Below are 1,940 nucleotides of genomic sequence, written 5' to 3'. Positions count from 1 at the left end.
GCGCCCCGCATGGCGACGGACCCGCCTCCGAACGCCAGGACAGAGGTCTCTCGCGTACGGGACCCCAGCCACCACCGTGAKATCGATATCAGTCCGGGCGCCCCTCAGTGAGTTGCCGGACGACCGCATCGCGACCGAAGCGCTCGGCCCCTGTCGCTGCGGGGTCGATCCAGTCCGRCACGTCCAGCAGCAGGTACGTGGCCAGACTTTCCAGTCGGGGCTCGTAGGTACGTCGCAACTGGCCGATGGCCCGCAGACTGGCCTCGTCGTCACGCCAGTTCGGCAGGATCCGACGGATCGTCGACGTGAGATGCCGCAGCGCCTCGGCGTCCATCCGGCGGACCGACACCTGCCGCGCCGGTGCCACGCGCAGCGACTCACTGGCTTCATCGAGGACGCGCCTCAAGGCCGAGAAGGTGGCGGTGGCCTGGTGACGCCGCGCGTCGTCAGCGCCCCCAATGAGCAACGTACAAACATCCAGCACCACCGCCAGCGAGCCCAGCCAGGAATGGCCCTCGTGTTGCGAGCGGTAGTACGCCAGCATCGGATACACGGCCTGGCTCTCGATCAGATCGCTCGCCCAGATCTCCCAGTCCCTCAGCCAGCGTTCGAGCGCCTCTGGGCTGTCATGCACATGCCAGCCCAGCAGGGCGGCAGCCGTCGGCGGCGAGCCGGCGCGCGCGGAGAATTCAATGAGTTGGAGATCGCGGCGAGTGAAGTGCTGATAGAGCACCGGCAAGTAGCCGATGGTCAGTGCGATGAAACCGAAGCCGATACCGGCTTCGAGGATCACCAGCAGCCGCGCCAGCCAATGGTGCGGCACATTGTCGCCATACCCGAGTGTGAAGAAGGCGTCGCCGCTGATGATGATCAGGTCGACCAGCGCGTCGGAGCCGGCGTTGGGTACCAGGCGCTGCAGCGCCCAATGCACCAGTCCGAATCCCACGATCAGGCTCCCGCCCCACAGGGCGAAGAGCATGACCATCGACAGCGGCCCGTAGACGCCGATAAAGTCCTCGCGCCGACTGCCGATGGGCCAAAGGCCCGCGCATCGAGCCCAGACATGCCAGGTGCATTTGAAGAAATAGCGGTTCAGCCGTACCTGCCGGCGCACCGGACGCGGCAGCAGCACCACTTCGAAGGCGTCGACCAGGGTCGCCAGAACCAGGATGGCGCCGAGCAGTAAGGCGATCAAAGGCATCGAGCTCTGTCCGTGGATGAAAAAGCCCAGTATGTCTCCCCCGGTCTCAAGTTACCCCGCGCCCTTGCGGCGGGTTCGTGTATGAAGCCCTTGGCCGTCGTCATCCAGTCCCGCCAGCGGCCACGACGACGACGAAGGCCCAGCATCGCGCATCGACCAGTCCCACACCTTGATGCAGCGCAATGACGGACGATGTCGGCAACCGCCGCAGACGGCCGATGCCTGGCTTGCGCGCGATCAACGCTCGGCCGCGCCGTTCGCTTTAGCGTTCGCTCCATGAAGCATTTCATATCTCTACCGATGCGCAGGTTGTTGCTCGTCGCACTGATATCGTTCGCGTTTCAGGGCGGTACTGTGCTCGCCCGTCCGGCGCCCCAGCCCACGCTGGCGCCGGGCTCGTACGCCACCGGCGGCATCGGCGAGCAAGGCCAGTCGGACATGCGGGTCGCGCGCGATCTCTACAACTTGCGCCTGACGTTCGCCGAGGTCGGCACCGGCGCCTATGTCGCGGGGGTCGGCGTGATGATCGAGCCTGTGGGCCGGGGCATGCCACACGGCCCCTTTGCGGACTGCGGCCCCCTGTTCCATGTGGTCCTGAGTCCCGGCGTCTATCGCGTATATGCCACCTATGCGGGCGTCTCCCAGGCCAAGACGTTTCGGGTCGGCAAGGGGGCAACGAACGGCACCTTCTACTGGCCCTTCCAACCCGACTGAGGCACAGATGAGAATCACCATTCAT

2 protein-coding genes are annotated in these 1,940 nt (G+C 65.7%); one reads left to right on the top strand and one right to left on the bottom strand.

Features of this window, described 5'->3' with window-relative positions:
* Window positions 1-88: 88 nt before the first annotated feature.
* Entirely contained in the window at window positions 89-1,201 is a 1,113-nt protein-coding gene (locus AC1D2K_RS33985) for a potassium channel family protein (RefSeq protein ID WP_478094749.1), read from the bottom strand.
* Between the two features lie 276 nt (window positions 1,202-1,477).
* Between AC1D2K_RS33985 and AC1D2K_RS33980 the strand changes: the two genes are divergently transcribed.
* Window positions 1,478-1,915: a hypothetical protein gene (locus AC1D2K_RS33980; RefSeq protein WP_478094748.1), complete on the top strand. Its 438-nt coding sequence runs from the start codon at window positions 1,478-1,480 to the stop codon at window positions 1,913-1,915.
* The last annotated feature ends 25 nt before the right edge of the window (window positions 1,916-1,940 follow it).

The sequence above is a fragment of the Variovorax sp. P1_H12_2 genome, from assembly GCF_056405335.1.
Note: the sequence above shows the minus strand (reverse complement) of the source record. Positions and strands in the feature narration are given on the sequence as shown.